Origin of the sequence: Methylomonas sp. LWB, assembly GCF_001856095.1 — a bacterium.
Lineage (GTDB): Bacteria > Pseudomonadota > Gammaproteobacteria > Methylococcales > Methylomonadaceae > Methylomonas > Methylomonas koyamae_A.
Genome location: NZ_MKMC01000056.1, coordinates 202,378 through 218,974 on the forward strand (window position 1 = coordinate 202,378; position 16,597 = coordinate 218,974).

General features: G+C 56.8%; 15 protein-coding genes and 1 tRNA gene. 6 read left to right on the top strand and 10 right to left on the bottom strand.

Features of this window, described 5'->3' with window-relative positions; genetic code table 11:
* Window positions 1–103: 103 nt before the first annotated feature.
* On the top strand, window positions 104–241 hold the full coding sequence (locus BJL95_RS25290; RefSeq protein ID WP_168030184.1) for a hypothetical protein: 138 nt from the start codon (window positions 104–106) through the stop codon (window positions 239–241).
* A gap of 378 nt (window positions 242–619) precedes the next feature.
* Here BJL95_RS25290 and BJL95_RS19060 read toward each other — a convergent pair whose 3' ends face one another.
* The 4 genes from BJL95_RS19060 to glyQ are packed head-to-tail and all read right to left on the bottom strand — an operon-like array spanning window position 620 to window position 4,863.
* Window positions 620–1,330, bottom strand: coding sequence for a lysophospholipid acyltransferase family protein (locus BJL95_RS19060; protein WP_368086613.1), 711 nt, complete (start codon window positions 1,328–1,330; stop codon window positions 620–622).
* Between the two features lie 13 nt (window positions 1,331–1,343).
* A complete protein-coding gene (gmhB, locus tag BJL95_RS19065) occupies window positions 1,344–1,886 on the bottom strand; it encodes a D-glycero-beta-D-manno-heptose 1,7-bisphosphate 7-phosphatase (RefSeq protein ID WP_064026303.1) in 543 nt (180 codons plus the stop codon).
* Window positions 1,883–3,946: a glycine--tRNA ligase subunit beta gene (gene glyS / locus BJL95_RS19070; protein WP_071160217.1), complete on the bottom strand. Its 2,064-nt coding sequence runs from the start codon at window positions 3,944–3,946 to the stop codon at window positions 1,883–1,885. Before glyS ends, gmhB begins: the two co-directional genes overlap by 4 nt.
* Before the next feature lie 2 nt (window positions 3,947–3,948).
* Entirely contained in the window at window positions 3,949–4,863 is a 915-nt protein-coding gene (gene glyQ / locus BJL95_RS19075; protein WP_064026492.1) for a glycine--tRNA ligase subunit alpha, read from the bottom strand.
* Between the two features lie 144 nt (window positions 4,864–5,007).
* Here glyQ and BJL95_RS19080 point away from each other — a divergent pair, with 144 nt between their 5' ends.
* On the top strand, window positions 5,008–5,454 hold the full coding sequence (locus BJL95_RS19080; RefSeq protein WP_071160219.1) for a GNAT family N-acetyltransferase: 447 nt from the start codon (window positions 5,008–5,010) through the stop codon (window positions 5,452–5,454).
* A 33-nt stretch (window positions 5,455–5,487) separates the two neighbouring features.
* Here BJL95_RS19080 and BJL95_RS19085 read toward each other — a convergent pair whose 3' ends face one another.
* Complete coding sequence (locus BJL95_RS19085) at window positions 5,488–7,593, bottom strand: hypothetical protein (protein WP_254786850.1); 2,106 nt, start codon at window positions 7,591–7,593, stop codon at window positions 5,488–5,490.
* Window positions 7,594–7,838: 245 nt separating this feature from the next.
* Here BJL95_RS19085 and BJL95_RS19090 point away from each other — a divergent pair, with 245 nt between their 5' ends.
* The 3 genes from BJL95_RS19090 (at window position 7,839) to BJL95_RS19100 (ending at window position 9,756) form a co-directional block, all read left to right on the top strand.
* Entirely contained in the window at window positions 7,839–8,057 is a 219-nt protein-coding gene (locus BJL95_RS19090; RefSeq protein WP_064025375.1) for a cold-shock protein, read from the top strand.
* Between the two features lie 181 nt (window positions 8,058–8,238).
* Window positions 8,239–8,315, top strand: a tRNA-Pro gene (locus BJL95_RS19095).
* 985 nt (window positions 8,316–9,300) lie between these two features.
* The gene (locus BJL95_RS19100; protein ID WP_139306335.1) at window positions 9,301–9,756 is read left to right on the top strand and encodes a hypothetical protein; all 456 of its coding nucleotides are present in this window, start codon (window positions 9,301–9,303) and stop codon (window positions 9,754–9,756) included.
* A 212-nt stretch (window positions 9,757–9,968) separates the two neighbouring features.
* Here the strand turns inward: BJL95_RS19100 and BJL95_RS19105 are convergent, their stop codons facing one another.
* Window positions 9,969–11,093, bottom strand: a complete 1,125-nt coding sequence (locus BJL95_RS19105; protein WP_071160223.1) for a GNAT family N-acetyltransferase/peptidase C39 family protein — start codon at window positions 11,091–11,093, stop codon at window positions 9,969–9,971.
* The gene (locus tag BJL95_RS19110) at window positions 11,090–12,187 is read right to left on the bottom strand and encodes a DUF2817 domain-containing protein (RefSeq protein WP_071160225.1); all 1,098 of its coding nucleotides are present in this window, start codon (window positions 12,185–12,187) and stop codon (window positions 11,090–11,092) included. Before BJL95_RS19110 ends, BJL95_RS19105 begins: the two co-directional genes overlap by 4 nt.
* Before the next feature lie 247 nt (window positions 12,188–12,434).
* On the opposite strand from BJL95_RS19110, the gene gltA reads away from it, so the two are divergent.
* Window positions 12,435–13,730 (top strand): citrate synthase, encoded by a 1,296-nt coding sequence (gltA, locus tag BJL95_RS19115; RefSeq protein ID WP_064025365.1) that lies wholly within the window; start codon window positions 12,435–12,437, stop codon window positions 13,728–13,730.
* Window positions 13,731–13,798: 68 nt separating this feature from the next.
* On the opposite strand, the gene BJL95_RS19120 is transcribed toward gltA, so the two are convergent.
* From BJL95_RS19120 to BJL95_RS19130, 3 genes are read right to left on the bottom strand one after another with little or no spacing between them, the layout of a single operon-like run.
* Complete coding sequence (locus BJL95_RS19120; RefSeq protein WP_071160227.1) at window positions 13,799–14,386, bottom strand: phosphoheptose isomerase; 588 nt, start codon at window positions 14,384–14,386, stop codon at window positions 13,799–13,801.
* A gap of 1 nt (window position 14,387) precedes the next feature.
* Window positions 14,388–14,756, bottom strand: coding sequence for a YraN family protein (locus BJL95_RS19125; RefSeq protein ID WP_082885355.1), 369 nt, complete (start codon window positions 14,754–14,756; stop codon window positions 14,388–14,390).
* Window positions 14,756–16,582 carry a penicillin-binding protein activator gene (locus BJL95_RS19130; RefSeq protein ID WP_071160229.1) on the bottom strand — a complete coding sequence of 609 codons (1,827 nt, stop codon included), beginning with the start codon at window positions 16,580–16,582 and terminating at the stop codon, window positions 14,756–14,758. Before BJL95_RS19130 ends, BJL95_RS19125 begins: the two co-directional genes overlap by 1 nt.
* Window positions 16,583–16,597 lie beyond the last annotated feature (15 nt).

Here is a 16,597-nt window from a genome sequence, read left to right on the forward strand (position 1 = left end):
ATAAGGGGTGTTGCAAGCCGAGAATGATCATGCTATAAAATCCTGGTGCTCGAGATTTGTGCACGAGAACTATAAAAACCTACATTTTTATTCGGAGGATGTTATGAAAAAAGTTTTGTCTCTTCTTGCGATGGCGATGATGATTGTTAGCTTGAGCGGCTGCATGGACGACCCGGACCAAGGTAATCCAAAACCAAAAAACTACGGTACTCCTGCCCAACAAGGTTCAGGCGTCAACTGATCGTAGTTAGGGATTTAGCAAAATCCTTTTATAAGGCCCGCTTTATGCGGGCCTTATTTGTTCTGAAACCGTTCTCTAAAGATATTTTGTTTGCGAAAATCGGCTTTAGTCTGTATAAGTTTCGCCGTGCTTAATTCTTTTTTGATTTCGTACACGAAAAAATATAAAAAACATTCATTTGGAGGATATTGTGAAAAAAGTACTGTCTTTGTTGGCGATCACCCTGATGCTGGTTGGCCTGAGTGGTTGCATGGACGATCCGGACGCATCCAAACAAAAAGTTTCAAGCTCTACTTCCGTACAGCTCTAAAGCTTAACGGCAAGGCCCGCTGTCGGCGGGCCTTGTTTATGGTTTTTTCCTAATATCCTCTTCAAAAATCAAGCGCTCTCGGCGGAAATCTCCGTCATGGCATTCCCAATCCATTCTTCCGCAGCGGCGTTAATCTCTTTAGCGGTTTTGCCGGTGACTTCGATAGTCGGCCCTATCTTGACTTTAATTACGCCGGGATATTTCAAAAAACTGTTGCGCGGCCAAAATTCGCCGGCATTGTGAGCCAGCGGTATTACCGGAAAACCGGATTTTTGCGCCAACATCGCGCCTCCGGCGTTGAATTTTTTGGAGTCGCCTGGCGCGACACGAGTGCCTTCCGGAAACACCAGTACAAACAGACCTTCCTTGAGGCGCGCAGTGCCTTGTTCCAACAACATTTTCAGTGCCTCTTTTTGCGCGCTTCGATCGATCGCAATTGGTTTTAGCGTTGCCAAGCCCCAGCCGCCGAACGGGATGCGTAATAACGATTCTTTCAAGACAGCGGTTTGCGGCGAGATAAACTGACGTAGCGCGATAGTCTCCCAGGCCGATTGATGCTTGCTCAGGATCACCGCCGCGCGATCCTTGGGAACGTTTTCCAATCCCTCCACCTCGCAACTCAAACCGCAACAAAGCTTAAGCATAAACATCAGGTAGTTTATCCAGATATCGGCGATTCGATACCGCAGCTCGAAAGACAACGGTATTGCCGCCAGTATTAGTACGCCGACAATCGGGGTGGAAAACAAGATGTAAATAAAGAATAGGGTGGAGCCCAAATAGACTCGGAAATCAGCTTTGCGTGACGATGAAGTTGGCTGCGTCATATAGAGTGTCGAAGATAGGACAGTAAAGTTCTGGATGATCTTGCATGGTTTTCAGGCCCTTGCCGGTCTTGACCAGGATAGGCTTGGCGCCGGCCGTTTCGGCGGCTTGCAGGTCGCGGAACGAGTCGCCGACCGCGTAGATTTTGCTCAAGTCGGCGCGGTAGTCGGCGGCGAAGCGGCGAAATAGCCCGTCCTTGGGTTTACGGCAATCGCAGGCATCGTCGGGCCCGTGCGGGCAGAAATAGATTGTTTCGATCTCGCCGCCCGCGTCGATTACCAACTGTTTCATCTTGGCGTGTATCGCCTCCAGCGTTGCGAGATCGAACAGGCCGCGCGCCACGCCGGATTGATTGCTGATCACCACGACTTTAAAACCATGGTGGCTCAATAAGGCGATGGCATCCAGGCTACCGGGTAGTGGTTGCCATTCTTCCGGCGACTTGACGAAGGTATCCGAGTCGACATTGATGGTGCCGTCTCGATCCAGGATGACATAACGGTCCGTCACGCTTGCAGCTTGGAAATGTCGGCGATCCGCAAGAACTGGTTGGACAATTTGGCCAGCAAGGCTAGGCGACTGTTGCGCAATGCTATGTCGTCGGTGTTGACCATGACGTGATCGAAAAACGCGTCGACCGTATCGCGTAGCTGCGCCAAGCGGCTCAGCGCTAGCGGATAATTGCGCTCGGCAAGCAGTGGCAGAATCGCGGTTTCCGATTCCTCGGCGGCAACCAGTAGATTTTTTTCCTGTGCTTCGGCCAGATTACCGATGGTTTCCGAAACCGGCTGTTCCGACTTCTTCAAGATATTGATGATGCGTTTATTGGCGGCGGCCAGACTTTCGGCTTCCGGCAAGGCGCGGAAGGACTGTACCGCTTTAATCCGCAACCAGAAATCGAACGGACGGGTCGGGTTAACCGCGAATACCGCTTCGAATTCGTCGTTGCTGAAACCTTGATCCAAGCAATAGCCTTTCAGACGATCGAACATGAAGCCAACGACTTTTTGCCGGGTTTCAGGTTTGTTGAAGTTGTGCTTGAATTGGTCCAGCGCCGCATCCAGCAATTCGACGACATCCAAATCCAGGCCGTTTTCGATCAAGGTGCGCAAGATGCCCAAGGTGGCGCGGCGCAGGGCATAAGGGTCTTTGTCGCCGGTTGGTATCAGTCCGGCGCTGAAAATGCCGGCCAGGGTGTCGATTTTTTCCGCCACCGCCAACGCGACGCTGATAGTCGCTTGTGGAATCTCGCCACCGGATTGTTTCGGGAAATATTGTTCTTCCTGGGCGTTAGCGACTGCTAAGTCCTCGCCGTCCGCCGCCGCGTAATAACGGCCCATCGTGCCTTGGAGGTTGGTGAATTCGCTCACCATATTGGTCAGCAAATCGGTTTTCGCCAGCAAGGCCGCGCGTTTCGCCAACGCGACATCGGCGCCGAGTTTTTCGGCGATCAAGCCGGCCAGATGGGCGACGCGCTCGGTCTTGTCGAACAAGGTGCCCAAGTCTTTTTGAAAGACGATGGTTTTCAGGCTGTCGACGCGATCGGCCTGGGATTGCTTGCGGTCTTGTTTCCAGAAGAATTCGGCATCGACCAAGCGCGGCAACACCACGCGTTCATTGCCGGCGCGTATCGCCGCCGGATTGGAGCTTTCGATGTTGGCAAAGGTGATGAAGTGCGCCAGCAAGCCGCCGTTTTCATTTTTGACTGGGAAGTACTTCTGGTTGGACTGCATCGTCGTGATCAATACTTCCTGCGGCAATTCCAGAAAGCGAGCGTCGAAATTGCCGACCACCGGCACCGGCCACTCGTTCAAGGCCGCGACCTCTTCCAGTAAGTCTTCCTCGATATGTGCAACGCCGCCGAGCGCAGTCGCCGCCCGCTGGGCGCCGGTTTCGATTTGCCGCATGCGCTGTTCGAAATCGACCGTCACTTTCGCCGCCAATAGTTTGTCGATGTACTCGTTCGGATGACTCAATTCGATCGGAGCTGGTGCATGCATGCGGTGGCCGAAGCTATGACGACCGGTCTTCAAGCCCAGGATGTCAGCCTCGATAATGTCGTCGCCGAATAGCAGCACCGCATTGTGCACCGGTCGCACGAACTCGTGGTCGTAATTGCCCCAGCGCATGCGCTTGGCGATCGGCAGTTGCGCCAGACTTTTGCGGATGATGTCGGGGATAAGCTGGGAGGTCGCTTGACCTTTGACAGCCTGTTTGAAAATCAGCCAGGAACCTTTATCGGTTTCCAGTTTTTCCAGTTGCTCGAAGCCGGCGCCGCAACTGGAGGCAAAGCCCAGTGCCGCCTTACTTGGTGCGCCATCCGGACCGTAGGTCGCTTGCAAGGCTGGGCCGCGCTTTTCGACCACCTTATCCGCCTGCTGGCTGTCCAGGTTACGGATGATCACGGCCAAACGGCGTGGTGTCGCGTAGGCCTTGGCCTCGCTAAAATTCAAGCCGGCGTCATTCAAGCCGGCGACCATGCCGTCCAGCAAAGACTGGCTGAGTTTCTTCAAGGATTTTGGAGGCAGTTCTTCGCCACCCAGCTCGAATAACAAATCATTGGTGCTCATGATTACGCTCCCTGTCTGGCCAGAATGGGGAAACCCAACGCTTCGCGGCGGGCGTAGTAGGCTTCGGCGACCGACTTGGCCAGATTGCGCACGCGCAAGATGTAGCGTTGGCGTTCGGTGACCGAGATGGCGTGGCGCGCATCGAGCAAGTTAAATGAGTGTGAGGCTTTCAAGACCATTTCGTAGGCGGGCAGGGGCAGGTTTTGTTCGAGCAGTTTTTGGCATTCCGCTTCGAAGGTATCAAAGCATTGGAACAGAAAATCGACGTTGGCGTGTTCGAAGTTGAACGCCGACATTTCCACTTCGTTTTGGTGGAATACGTCGCCGTAAGTCACTACGCCTTGCGGGCCGCGGGTCCAGACCAGATCGAACACCGATTCCACGCCTTGCAGATACATGGCAATACGTTCCAGGCCATAGGTGATCTCGCCGCTGACCGGCTTGCATTCCAGGCCGCCGACTTGCTGGAAATAGGTAAACTGCGTGACTTCCATGCCGTTCAGCCAGACCTCCCAACCCAGCCCCCAGGCGCCCAGGGTCGGCGACTCCCAGTTATCCTCGACGAAGCGGATGTCGTGCTCCAGCAAATCCAGGCCTAGATGGCGCAGAGAACCCAGATACAATTCCTGGATGTTGTCCGGCGACGGCTTCATGATGACCTGGAACTGATAGTAATGTTGCAGGCGGTTGGGATTTTCGCCGTAGCGGCCGTCGGTGGGGCGGCGCGAAGGTTGGACGTAAGCCGCGTTCCAAGGCTCCGGGCCTATGGCGCGTAAAAATGTCGCGGGATGGAAGGTACCGGCGCCGACCTCCTGATCCAGGGGTTGTAATAACACGCAACCCTGCTCCGACCAGTATTGTTGCAAGGTCAGAATCAGGCCTTGAAAAGTAGAGACATCAGTGTTGGTCGTCGTCACGTCGCAAGCCATTTTAAGGGATTAAAAAATATTGCGATTATACTCCAAAAGCCCCCTCGAACGCGGCGGATGGCAACCGACCAGCGCTGGTGGCTACTCGGAAAAGTCGGTTACACTGGTCGATTCGAATTAGGAGACGACACTATGCGGATCGATTTGGCCCGTGCGGCCGACATCGCGGTCCTAAGCGATTTATTGACTGAGCTTTTCGATCAAGAAGCCGAATTTTGCCCGGATTCGACGGCGCAACAGCGAGGGTTGGCGGCCATCATAGGTGATCCGACGATCGGCGAAATCCTGGTGGCGCGGGAAGACGGCCGGCCTGTCGGCATGGTCAGCTTGCTATACACTGTGTCCACGGCGCTCGGCGGGCGCGTGGCATGGCTGGAAGATATGGTGGTGACCGCGAATCGGCGCGGGTCGGGGATAGGCCAAGGATTGCTGAAAGCGGCCATCGCACACGCCAAATCCGGCGGTTGCCGCCGGATTACCTTGTTAACCGACGCGGAGAATGCGGCGGCGCAAGACTTTTATCGGCGGGAAGGTTTTAACGCTTCGCCAATGCGGCCTTACCGCTTGTCGTTGGAGTGACGCAGCCGAATGCGTTTGACGTCACACGCCGGATTATTCGCCGGCCGCCGTAAAGGCGTCGCGTAATATTTGTTCGGCGCTGTAACCGGCTTCAGCCAGGGCTTGGGCGCGCAATATCGACAATCCCAGGCCGTGACCACTGCCCACGCCTTCGAATTGCCAGCCCCTCCCGCCACTGAGTGCTTCGATCCGGTCCGGGCAGGACGGCAATTTGAGTGTATTGCGGAATACTTCGCAGGCTAGGACCTCCTCGCTTTCCGGATAGTATAGGCGGACCAACAATTCGCCGGTTTTGCGGCGTTCGCGGCGGATAGCGTCGATGCGTTGTTCCGCGAAACGGCCTTCCAATTCCGCGGCCGCGATTTGGCGAATCCAGCGCCGGTCGCCGCCGTTGGCGAAGGGCAGCCAAGTTTGTCCGTCCGCCAGCGCATCCAGTAATCGCAACAAGTTGGGGTCGGTTCGCTCTCCGCTACGGGAATGGGTGTTTGGCGCCTCGCCCAGAAACACCATGCAATGGGTGGTATCGCACAGAGCCTGACTCTCCGAGTGGCGATGCTTGCCGTGGCTGCCGTTCCAAATCACGAGGGCTCGCATCGCTCGGCGGGCACTGCCGGTCAAGGTTTGCGCCTCGGCTGACAAAACGCCATCGGCATAGGTTTCCGCGTCGGTTTCCAAAATGTCGGGACCGTCGCCGACGTCGTTCAATAGACCCGCAATCAAGCGAACGGAACGACTGCCGCGCGCGCTGGATACCAGTGTAAACGACCCGCAACGGCTAAATCGTCCGGCCGGCCCGTTCAGTTCCGGGCAGTCTGCGTCGGCTTGCCAGCTATTGCGTTCGGTGGCGGACAGTAAGCGTACCCGGACGGTGGCGAATTCGGCGGGATATTGTTGTTGCCAGCGTTGCAGCCGCGGCGACGCATAGGCTAGGACGCCGGCGCCGTTGACGCCGCGCTGGCGGAAAACCGCCAAATACACCGGATGTCCGGCCGGCCAGGCCACCATCAGATGACCGATCTCGGCTTGGCCGTCCGCGCTCGAGACCGTGCCGGTTTTTGCCATTGCCTGTAATCGGCGCAATATCGCTAGCTCGGAGTCGGGACGAGCCACCAACGTCGAACCTGGAAGACTACCGTTTTGGGCTAGGCCTTGAAAATAGCTGGGCTGGCTTAACATGGCGGCTCGCATGGTCAGCGCCAATTCGGGCAAGTCGGCGACGATCGGGAAGCGGCCGTCGGCGTCGCGTTCGCCTAAAAACACGCGCCAACCTTGGTCGTCAATCTGGGCTGTCGGTGGACCTGGCCGCGAAGCTTCCGGCAAAAATCGTCGGTAAAGGTCGGGTTGAAATTGGGCGCGGCGTTGTAGCAATTTGTCGGTGTCGCTGGTCGCTAATTCGGTGGTCAGCACTTCCGGATTGGCGTTTCGCAATGCGGCCGCATAGGGAATCTTCAATAACGAGCCCGGCGGCAAAGCGGTTTGCGAGTCACCGCCTTGGTCCAAAATCCGCCCCGAAATCAAGTTCATCAGTAAGTAGCCTGCTCCCGCGCTCGCATTGGAGCCCAACCAAGATTGCCATTGTGGCGGCGCGCCACAGGCGCGCGCCGGCCATTCAGCTGTCACCGCGAGGCGGCCCAGTAACGATCTGGCTTTAGCGCTCAATTGATTGCCGGAGCGGATGTCTGCCGCTAGCGCTTCCAACTCGGCAGCATTGAGTTGAGACGGGGCATCGACGTTGGATAGTTCGCCGCTAAAGCGCATTGCGGCGGCTTCCTCGATCCAGGTCGGCCAAAGTCCACCGCAGCTGCGATGGCTGGCTTCATGAAACAGCTCGTGGCGCAGATAGACTGCCGCATCCAAACCGCCTTGCGGTTGCTGGCGCAGGTAAATGGCGCCGGGTCGCCAGCCGCCGGCATGGCTAGCGCTGAATTGGCCGTTCGTTAATGTCGGAAACACTCGTACCGGATCATTTTCGCTGGGGACTCGGTAGCCTTGTTCGATCAATTCGGCCAACGCTGCAACGCCGGCGTCGTGCAAATCTGGCGAATGGGCCAGGCTGCCGAAAAACAGGATAGCGGCACCGGCTTCCGCGCAGTACCCAAAGCGAAGCAAGGGGCGTATCCAGGCCGCAATGGTCGTCAAAGCTAAAATCCTCCAACAAATAATGTCAGGGTAAGTCATCTCTCGTTTAAAGACACGAATTAGATTGACAAGCCGGCGAATCAGCCTAGAATAAGGTCAGCTAGAAAATACGTTTTTACCTTTGTTTATCAAATCGGTGTCGGTAAGTTAGACATTCGTCCTTGTTCTTCATTTAGTAATTCCAGCATTTACCAGCGTTACCGGCCTATCGCAGGCCAAATTTTAATATTTTTCTAGGACTTATCATGTCTACTACTTTCACCACCGGCGTCGTCAAATGGTTTAATGCGGATAAAGGCTTCGGCTTTATCGAGCAAAAACAAGGCCCGGACGTTTTCGTTCATTTCAAAAACATTCTGAACCCGAACAACAGTTACAGAACCTTGGACGAAGGCCAGCACGTGCAGTTTAAATTGGGTCGCGGCCCTAAAGGTCCGCAGGCCGAAGAAGTTAGCATTATTTAATGCGGAGAAAGGCCGCCGAGATGTCGGCGGCCTTTTATGAGCCGCATCCGGTTTGGTGCCAGCTTCTCTATCCAGATGGGCGGCGCTAAACTCCCTCTCCTTACTTGATTCGGTTCTGGTTAGCGAAAAGCTTGCGCCGAAGCTACCCATCTTTGTTAGAATAAGCCATCCAAGACGGCATCGGAGTGTAGCTCAGCTTGGTAGAGCACTGCCTTCGGGAGGCAGGGGCCGGAGGTTCGAATCCTCTCACTCCGACCATTCCAAAATGATTGAAAATCCCTCGTGATTGTCAATTGTCATCGATAGTCTCAAGTATAAAGCCGGCGGTTGCCTGACAACGTGGATCACGCCGCTTCCCTGGCTCGAAACGGTTCAGGGCATTTGAAAACTTCAGCGTTGTTCCGGAATTGTCTTTGTTGAGATCAATTTAAACTAGCCCTGCTAAGCTATTACCAGCTGGATTTTAGAACGCAAACGGAATGCTGAAGGTCGCCCGCATCTGGTGGCGGATGCTATCGGCGTGCTTTGGTCTTCGCAGATGATTTCCCCGGCGGAGTGTACGCGCAGGTATAGCGGCTGCGGACGCGCAGGGAAATCAGCATTTTTCATCCCTCGCCATCGGCCGTGGTACCGGGGTTACAAACTGGAGGAGATGGCTGGCGCTAACTTTTTAAATGCTTGGCACCGATGGTTTGTCTTTCACGATTACAAGGGGAGCTGAATGCCGTGAGTTACGGTAAAAATAGATCGTCGGCGTTGCCACTCGTTTTTAATTGACTTCTTAAGCACTTGAACTGACTTCCTGGCGCCGCGAAGGGATATCAAACCGTCTCGGCCCCATATCTACAGCGCCCTTAGGCATTTTCCACTGTCCTTAACGCAATCGTTCTAGCCTGGACGGTGCGCTAGCCAATCGCGAAGAAACGGCCCGAAGCAGCGATGGTATCGCTGAATGTCGTGCAAGTGTGGTCGGAGTGGCTGTTCACGCAAGTAATTTCGTTGCAATCCTCGCTTACAATGGATGGGAACCAAGTTTTGGGTTCGAGCCTGCCGCGACTTTGGCGTTGGAACGGCGGTTAACAAAGTTTTACCTGCTTTTACCTTTTCGGTGGCCCCGTCGAAGGCGATGTCTTCTAGTATTTCGTTGGCCGGTCAAGTCGCAACTTCCCTCTATTCGGTTTGGCCGGCTACCGGCGACGGCGTTGCCGTCGCCACATTCCAACGAAAACCAGGAGTTTTAATCATGACTAGAGCATGGCTGATTTCCAGTCTCTTGATCGCGTTGGTCGGCAGTGCGCCGGCTTACGCCAAATCGTCGCAAACCGCGCTACGGACCGCCGAGTTCGAGGCTGCCAATACCGACACCGCCGACGACTTGACCTTGGCTGAGTACCAGACCTATATCGCCGGTTTGACCGACACTCGTTTCGACGAACTGGATGCGGATGATAGCGCCGACATTTCGCTTAGCGAATTCGTCGTCGGCAAGACCGGGAAGGCGCTGACCTTGGAAACCGAAGTTTTCAATTTGGCCGATGCCGATGCCAGCGGTGCGTTAAGCAGCGAGGAGTTCGCCGTGACCGCATTGGGCAACAGTGATGGCGAAGTATTGCGCCGCTTCGCGGATATGGATCGAGACAGCAGCTTGACGGTCAGTCTGAGCGAGTATTTGGTCGGTTGTCGGAAACAACGTCATTGATTCGCGTACTCGGTCGGAGGGTTAACTGGGCGGCAAACGCACAGAGGCGGTTCGCCTTGATTTAACTCCTTACGGCTCGACACGCCTGTCCGCGAGAGGGAGCTTCGCCCTAAAAAGCACGCAAGACCGGCGCTTGGGCCAATTGAAAATGCAGCTCGAAATTTGTCGAAACTGGCGGCGTTTATCGATGCCGGTTTCGGCGCGGCTCACGTTTATTGGGCTTTGTGAGCGAGAGCGGAGTCGGGTTTCAAAATCACCGCCGTCCGCAGCCTGGATTTGCCGAAACAGCACATCCGCTCGAAATCCTCGCGGGCGATCGGGATGAACTGGCAATCCAGGTCGCTTTGCCGGCCGTCGTCGGGGTCGGAGTCGTGCATGTACAAGCAATCGTTGTCGTAGCCGCTCATGACGACCCAATGCGGGGCTTTCTTACGGTCCATCGCATAGGTGCTGATCAGAATCAAGGGAATTGCACCGGTCTCGAACGCGGCGATTAGATCGGCCTGGCTGATGCTGGCGTAATGTACCGGTATTTGCCGACGCTCGGCTTCGCGTTTGAAATATTGATCGGTGAGTTCGATGACGCGTTTTTTCTCGTCGCTGCGTACGCTGTCGATGAACAAGGTCGAGGTTTGGTTGATCCAGGTTTCCACGTGAAAACCGCGCCGGCCCGCCGCCAGCGCCAAACCGAGCGGGTGGCAGCCGCCGTGGCCGGAGGTCATGAAGACTGTGGTGGCCTCGCGCCAAAGATTGATTTCTTCGTCGGCCGACGGCTGGTAGGTTCGGTTCAAGGCGTGCATCGCCATCATCAGCGCGGCCGGCCCGCAGGTAAACGGCGTGGTTTGTCTGAGCCAGTGCACCGAGCGGTGCTGCGGTTTGTCGCGGTAACGGCGGATGCGTTTTTGATAGCGCAGCGCGTCCTTGTGATCCTGATAATAATCGCGATAGACCCCGAAACGCTGGTAGCCCAGCGCTTCGTAGAGCTTGATCGCCGCCGCGTTATCGACGCTGACTTCCAGGCGCAGATAAAGCCTGCCGTCGTCGCGAGCGGCTTGTTCGCCGGCGGTCATCAAGGCCTTGGCGATGCCGTGGCCGCGCAAATCCGGTGCTACGGCCAGCGAATAAATCCGCGCCAGACGGGTGCCGGGATGGTAAATGATCAAAATGTAGCCCGCCACCCGATGTTCGAATTCGCCGACCAGCAGGGCGCGATGCTCGTTAGCCAGCCAATGCCGGAAGCTGCGCCGACTGAGTTTGTCGGTGGCGAAACTGGCGTTTTCCAGCGCGACTAACGCTTCCAGATCGGTCGGCAGCGCCGGGCGTATCGCGGTCGTCATCGCGCCAACCCCGCTAGCGCCTGGCCGATGACCTGACGGGCGCGAAACAGTACCTGTTCGCGCCAGACCGGGTCCTCGGGACAGAAATGCCGGCGCATCGCGTCGCGGTGGATCAGGCGGGCCGCGTCGTTGCCGGTTTGCGCCCAAAGCAAATGATCTTGCAGCAAGACATCGAACAGTGCATCGGTGGCGTAGGTGCCGAACTCCAGCGTGACGTAGCAACCGGCATCGCCGATTGCCGCGTGCCACAAATAATCCAGCAAACCCCATTTCGGTACCGAACTCGAGGTGCCGGCCGCCGGTAAGGTCACCGCGTCGCCGTACCAAGTTTTTGCAAGCGTCGAGCCGATGCTGTTCGGCGCGTGGTCGCAGATGATTTCTCCGTAACCGTAGGCTCCTAGTCCTGTGTGGATGTCGACGACCGCCAGCCGGCGCCGATTGAGTTGATAGCGAGAAATCAACGCTTCGCATACCTTACGGCCGTGAGCCGGCGCGCGGCCGCCGTAAAAAGGCCCGAGCGGATCGAGGTATTGCCCGCCGCTGATCGCGATTTCCAGCGCGGTTCGACCGTGGCGGGCGGCGAATTCGGCGAACGCTTGTTGGCGGCGGCCGGCATCGGCTTCGAACAAGATCGGCCGCAGTTCGCGGTAATGCGGGTTGTCGGGTGGCGGTAGGGAGAAATCGATTGCATTGCGGTTCAAATCGACGCCGTCGGCATCGCAGCGACGCGACCAGGCATAACCCCACGGCGTTAATGCATGCACCAGCACTAATGCGACACCGTTGGGCAGCAGCGAGGGTTGTGCACTCAAACGGTGCAACCAATCGGTTTGTACCGCCGAACCGGCATAGCCTTCGATGCCATGGGTGCCGGCCAGAACCACCGCCACTTGTTCGGCATAGGTTGGCCCTATCCAGACGCTGTCCGAGCATAACGCAACGCCGTCCGGTCCCTGGCCGGGACAGGGAAAATCCAAACTCTCGCAATGCAAGCTTAGTTCCGCCGCCGCCGCTAGCCAGCCCTGGCGCGCTTCGACGTAGTTGCTTGGAAAGCAAGCGAGGTCTAATGGGTTGGAAGTGGTTGAGCTGGACATGGTGTTTTGGTGGCGGGGCGAAGGCCGGTTTTGCGGATCACGGATTATCGGCCTTCCTCGGCTAGCGAGTCCAGCGCTGACTGGAGAAATACCGGCCGGATTTTTGCATGGATTCGTCCGCAACTATCGGTTATCAGTAAATAGTCAATTCGTGAACAATCCCGATTTTCGGCTGTGTTTATTTGCTGTTTGCAATAGAATAGCTGCATCACCGCCATTAAACGCAAGCTTTCAGGAGAATTCCCCGATGACTGACAGAAAAGTGACGATAAAACGGGACGATCAGGACCAGCACTACGAATTGCCGGTGATGCCCGGTACCTTGGGGCCTTCGGTGATCGACATTCGCTCGCTGTACGCGCAGACCGGCCATTTTACTTACGACCCTGGTTTTACCTCCACGGCCAGTTGTACGTCCAAGATCACTTTCATCGACGGCGACGAGGGCGTCTTGCTGTATCGCGGCTATCCGATCGAGCAATTGGCTGAAAAATGCGACTTTTTGGAGGTTTGCTACCTATTGCTGAACGGCGATTTGCCCAACGGCGCGGAAATGAAGAATTTCGTCACGACGGTCAGTCAACACGTGATGGTGCACGAACAATTGACCAAGTTCTACAACGGTTTTCGCCGCGATGCCCACCCGATGGCGGTGCTGGTTGGCGTGGTCGGCGCGCTGTCGGCTTTCTATCATGACGTCATGGACATCAACAGTCGTGAGGATCGTTACATGTCGGCAATCCGGCTGATCGCGAAAATGCCGACCATCGTGGCGATGTGTTACAAGTACAGCATCGGCCTACCCTTCATATATCCCAAGCGCCGCTTGGGTTACGCCGAAAACTTCATGCGGATGATGCACGGCGATCCGTACGACGATTACATCGCCAATCCGGTGCTCACCCGCGCGCTGGATCGCATCCTGATCCTGCACGCCGATCACGAACAAAACGCATCGACCTCGACGGTGCGTCTGGCGGGTTCCAGTGGGGCGAACCCCTATGCCTGCGTCGCGGCGGGCATCGCTTGCTTGTGGGGCGCGGCGCATGGCGGCGCCAATGAAGCGGTGTTGAACATGTTGGAGCAGATCGGCGATGTCTCCCGAATTGGCGAATACGTGGCGCGGGCCAAGGACAAAAACGACTCGTTCCGCTTGATGGGGTTTGGGCATCGGGTCTACAAAAATTACGACCCGCGCGCCAAACTGATGCGGCAAACCTGCCACGAAGTGTTGGACGAATTGAATTTAAACGACGATCGCCTGTTCAAGCTGGCGATGGAATTGGAACGCATCGCGCTGGAAGATCCGTATTTCGTCGAGAAAAAACTTTACCCCAATGTCGATTTCTACTCGGGTATCGTGTTGCGGGCGCTGGGCATCCCGACCGAGATGTTTACCGCGATTTTTGCGCTGGCCCGTTCGGTGGGTTGGATCGCGCAGTGGGACGAAATGATTTCGGATCCGGAGCTGAAGATCGGCCGGCCGCGCCAGCTATATCGCGGGGTCGGCAAGCGCGATGTCAAGTTTATCTCCGGCCGCTAGCTCTTAAGGCCGCCAGCGGCCGGCGCGCGCCGGCCGCGTTCCGTCAAACTCTTGCTCGATCGCTTAGGTTAGCCGCCAAATAATTGGTGGTCGATCAAATCGCACAAACAATGCGAAATCAACAAGTGGACTTCCTGAATCCGGGCCGTGGAATAGGACGGCACGCGGATTTCGATATCGGCTTCGTTCAATGCGCCGGCCAATATTCCGCCATCCTTGCCGCTCAGCGCGATCACGGTCATGTCGCGGTCGTGCGCGACTTTCACGGCCTTGACGATATTGCCGGAATTGCCACTACTGGTATAAACCAACAAGATGTCGCCGGCCTGTCCCAGCGCGCGGAGTTGTTTGGCGAAGATTTCGTCGTAGTGGTAGTCGTTGGCGATCGAGGTGATGGTTGAGGTATCGGTGCTCAACGCAATCGCCGGTAAGGCCGGCCGTTCGCGCTCGAAGCGGTTCAGCATTTCCGACGAGAAATGTTGGGCGTCGCCGGCCGAGCCGCCGTTGCCGCAGGTTAATACCTTCCGGTCGTTGACCAAGGCCTCGACAATTTTCTGCGAGGCGAATTCGATCAACTCGCACAAACTGGCCATCGAATCTTGCTTGGTTTGGATGCTGTCGGAGAAGTGACTGATGATGCGGTCTTGTAAGCTCATGTTAGGTTTGAAATGCGTTTTTGATCCAATGGAGATGCTTGTCGCCGGAGACGGCCACTACATCGAAGCGAACCGATAGGTGGTTTAGCTTGTGGATTATGACATAGTGCTGAGTGGCGGCGATGATGCGGGCCTGCTTTTGCGGCGTGATACTGGCCAGGGCTCCGCCGTATTGTTCGGATTTGCGGTAGCGAACTTCGACGACGACCAGCATTTCGCCATCGCGCATTACCAGATCCAATTCGCCGCCTTTGCAGCGGAAATTGCTGCACACCCAGATCAATCCTTGGCCTTGCAAATGGTTCAGTGCCAAGCGCTCGGCGTCCGCGCCGCTTTGCAAATGGGCGGGTTTGGGTTTGCCGAAACGGATCAATTCAAAAATCCGTCGGCGATCGGCACGCCGGCCTTGAATTGCGCGCAAACCAGCGCCCGGCCGATCCGGTTTTCGCCGGTCAAGGTCAAGCGTCCGGTGGCGCCGGCATAAGCGCCGCCGGCTAACTGGTTCAATTGCCCGCTCAGATTGTAGGCGTCCACGCCCAGCGCCACCAGTTTGATTTGGCTGTCAGGCAGACCTTGCCAGATGTTTTGCAACGCCGACTGGCTCAGCGGGCCGGGATAGTATTCGCCGAACAACCATGGCATGTCGCAAAAGCGGATGGCGCCCAAGTCCACGTCCCGCACCGGATTTTGCCGGCCGCTGTAAAGGTTGGGCATCGCGTAAATCGACAATTCGGCGCTTTGCGGGTACTTGAGCTGCGGCGCCAATTCGCGGGCGACTTCCGGGCTTGCGCTGACGAATACCGCCAAGGGTTGTTTCTTACCGTCGATACTGACCGAGGGCGCCAGCAAAGTGGCGACCGATCCCGAGAAATCGTGCTGCTTGGGGTCGTATTGTTCCAGACCTACAACGCTGCCGCCGCCGGCTTGCCAGGCCGAGGTCAAAAAATGGCCGACGCGTTGGCCCTGTGGGGTATTCGGCACCAGAAACACCGCGTTTTGCAGGCCGTCGCGGCGGGCTTTTCGCGCCAGTTGCTCGGCTTCGTCTTGCGGACTCAGACCGAATTGGTACAGGTTGGCCTTGCCGAGATTGTCGACCTGGTTCAACGCCAGCACCGGTATCGCCAGTTCGCCGGATAGCGCCAAGCTTTGAATGTCTTCCTTAACCAACGGGCCGATCACCAGGCCGGCGCCCTCGGCGATGGCCTTGCGGTACAGTTCGCCCGGTTCGCCTTGGCTGGTGTCGTAAAACTTCAATCCCGGTTGCGGCGCGGCACTGGCCGCCAAGCGGTGGGCGACCGACAAACCCTCCTTGATGGCTTTCGCGGCGGGTGCGTAAGGACCGGCACTGGGTAACAACACGGCGAGGTTGGCGCCGGCGGCGGAGGTCGCCGAGGCCGGGCCAGTAGCGGGTTCACTCGGCGCGGGTTCGGCCGCGGCCGCCGGCGCATTCAGGTAGGTTTGCAGATATTCGGCGTTGGCCGGATGGTAGGGATAGGCTTGCCGCCAGCCGGCGATTTGCCCGCTCAAATCGACACCCGGCGAACCTTGCTGCTTCAGGATCTTGGCCAGCGCCATCCAGCCGCCCAGTTCGTCGGCCACTGGCGCAGATGCATTCAAGGTTTCCACCGGCAGTACGCTTAATGCGTCCAGGATTGCCGCGATATTCTGCCTTTGCTGTTCCGGGGCTTGCAGTAATTGGCCGAGCTTCAAGCGGGCGCGTACCGAGGGCAGGACGTCGCCGAGCAAGGCATGCACGAAGGCCAGGGACTGATAGTAAGCAATTCGATCGCCTTCGGCCAACACCGCCGGCCGGGTGCCTTCCAGTTTGTGCAAGGCTCGTTCAGCGTCGCCGGCGCTCAACGAGATTTGCGCGTCGAGCAATTTATATTTGCTGAATTGCTCGGGTGTCAGTTGCTCGGGATTGATCCGGTCCAGGGCTTTTTGCGCGGCTTCGCTGTCGCCGGCCTGTATGCGGGTATCGGCATCGAGCAAATGCAAGCCGTTCTGGTTGTCCGCTATTCGGTAGCTTTGGGCCGGTTCGTTGGGCTTGCCGCGTTTCGCCGCCGACTTGGTCCGCGCGGTCTGAGGTTTGACGGATTTCACCGGCTCTTCGGCGCAGGCCGTCAATAACAGCCCGAAAACACAGCAGGCGGCCAAGCGAGCAGGCATAATGGCGGCGAATTTAAAATCAGACATGGCAAGAGGGCCTGC